The sequence below is a fragment of the Streptomyces sp. NPDC005784 genome (assembly GCF_042871525.1).
Lineage (GTDB): Bacteria > Actinomycetota > Actinomycetes > Streptomycetales > Streptomycetaceae > Streptomyces.
In genome coordinates this window covers 1-2,246 of sequence record NZ_JBIAIQ010000110.1, presented here as the reverse complement: position 1 = coordinate 2,246, position 2,246 = coordinate 1, and the positions used below count along the sequence as shown (strand labels likewise).

The following is a 2,246-nucleotide window of genomic DNA, read 5'->3' as shown; positions in this document are numbered from 1 at the left end:
ACCCCCCAGGTCATCCGTACGACAGGGGGCACACAGCCATACCGGACCCGGGGGCCAGGCGCCCCATTGCGGGGCCACGGAAAAGGTAACGGGGGTGGAGGCCGGATGTGCATGCGTACGGCGGGGTCGATGCCGAGTCAACGCCTCGACGGCAAGCGGAAGTTGAGAGCCTTCAAGGTCAGGGGCGCCGACCCTGTTCGATCTCGCTCGCTGTAGGATCCGCCACATGGGACCTCTGAATCCGCCACGCCCTGAACTCATAGTCGGACTCATCGGTTTCGCTCTGGTCTTCGCCGTCTTCGTGAAAGTCCTGGTTCCGCGCATCGAGAAGACCCTCGCGGCACGTGAAGAGGCGATCGAAGGCACCGCCGAGCGGGCCGTCGCACTGAACGAGGAAGCGCGTCGCATCCTCTCCGAGTACCAGGCCGAAGCCAGCGCTGCCCGCCATGAAGCCGCCCGGCTCCGCGGGACCGCGACCGAGGAGGGAGCCGCCTTTCTCGCGGCCCTGCGCGCCGAGGGCGTCAGGGAGCGCGAAGACCTCGTGGTGTCGGCCAAGGCGCAACTGGAGGCCGACCGGATCATCGCGGAGGCTGAACTGCGTGAGGACATCTTCACGCTTGCCACCGAACTGGCGGGCCGCATCGTCGGCGAACCCCTCGACAATCTGACCGGTGCACGGGCCCTCGCGGACGAGTTCTTCGCCGGGATCGACGCCGGGGAACCGGCCAAGGGCTGACTCGGGCCGCGTCCGCCGACACTCCCGCCCGGCTTCCGCCGGAGCACCGCTTCCTCAACTCTCTGGTGCTGTGACCGCATTGGTTCGCCGGGTTGGTGGTTGTGGCGGTTGGATGTGCGGTGATGTCCGTTCCGACGGCTGGAGGCGCAGTGGCCGAGCCCGTCCGTGTGCGCAGACTGACCGGCCAGGAGGGGCAACGGCTGCAGCAGATTGTGCGCCGGGGCAGCACGAGTTCGGCGCGATAGCGGCGCGCGACGATGCTGCTGGCCTCGGCCGGCGGGAACCGTGTGCCGGTGATCGCCCAGCTGGTGCAGGCCGACGAGGACACAGTCCGGGACGTGATCCACTGGTTCAACGAGATGGCCTGGCCTGCCTGGACCCTAATTCGTTGGTAGCGGCACCGGCGCGGCTTCCTGGAGCACTGCCGGACTGTTCGAGTACGGGACTGTGACGCCTTCCTGGACCCAGGCTGATTGAGGCCTTCACTGAGAGCGGCGCACGGCCCCAGTGCTTGAGGTGATGGCGGTCGCGTGGACGGGGCGGACAACCTATACAAGTCCCGGCCTGCGAGGCCTCTAGGTAGAGCGGTGACGTTCGCCGTCTTCGCGGCTGCCATCACCCGCGGCGTATTCACTCGTTGGAGTTGGTGGTGCGAGCCCGTTTTACGGTGACCTCTTACCAGTCCCGAGCCCTCGAGTTCTGGACAAGACCGAGGCCCGTTGGACGCGCTGGTGCCGCGAACGGCTTGTGAGATGTCGGACCGAAGAGTCCTGGAATTAGGGAGCCGCGTGGCCCGCATGCGCTCGTGACCAGCGCAGATGCCGGTGCCGAGCCGAAAGGGAGAAACAACTTGATCTACTGCGGGATTGACTGGGCTGAGAAGCATCACGACGTCGCCCTGATCGACGACACCGGGCAACTGCTGGCCAAGCGCCGCATCACCGATGATATGGCTGGCTACCGGCTGCTGCTGGACCTGCTCGCCGAGTACGGCGATATGAAGGACCAACCGATCCCAATCGCCATCGAAACAAGCCGTGGCCTCCTGGTCGCGGCCCTGCGGCAGGGCAACCGGAAGATCTTCTCGATCAATCCGATGGCCGCTGCCCGCTACCGCGATCGGCACGGCGTCTCCCGCAAGAAATCTGACGCTGGCGACGCTCTGGTGCTGGCCAACATCCTGCGCACCGATATGCCCATGCACCGGCCGCTGCCGGCCGACACCGACCGCGCACGCGCCATTGCCGTCCTCGCCCGCGCCCAGCAGGACGCGACCTGGAACCGGCAGCAGATCGCCAACCAGCTACGCTCGCTGCTACGCGAGTACTACCCCGCCGCCCTGGACGCCTTCGCCGGATGGACCAACGGACTGTGCCGTTCCGAAGCACGCGAACTGCTCAAGCTCGCCCCCACCCCTGACCGTGGCCTCGGCATACTCCCCATAGGCGGCCATTTACGGCCCCACTGATGGCCAGCGGTTTCCCCGCGGATGGCCAGATATCTCCCCGCT

1 protein-coding gene and 2 pseudogenes are annotated in these 2,246 nt (G+C 66.7%); all 3 read left to right on the top strand.

Annotation, left to right across the window (positions count from 1 at the left end):
• The first annotated feature begins 226 nt into the window (after positions 1 to 226).
• Positions 227 to 736, top strand: coding sequence for a hypothetical protein (locus ACFYR3_RS45690; protein WP_355852104.1), 510 nt, complete (start codon positions 227 to 229; stop codon positions 734 to 736).
• Between the two features lie 149 nt (positions 737 to 885).
• Positions 886 to 1,118, top strand: a pseudogene (locus ACFYR3_RS45685) (helix-turn-helix domain-containing protein); the annotation flags it as partial.
• Positions 1,119 to 1,586: 468 nt separating this feature from the next.
• Positions 1,587 to 2,153 (top strand): annotated as a pseudogene (locus ACFYR3_RS45680) (IS110 family transposase); the annotation flags it as partial.
• Positions 2,154 to 2,246: the final 93 nt, after the last annotated feature.

Excerpts from the sequence above, each read along its gene's own strand:
- ACFYR3_RS45690 (WP_355852104.1), top strand. The coding sequence starts at position 227 with ATGGGACCTCTGAATCCGCCACGCCCTGAACTCATAGTCGGACTCATC.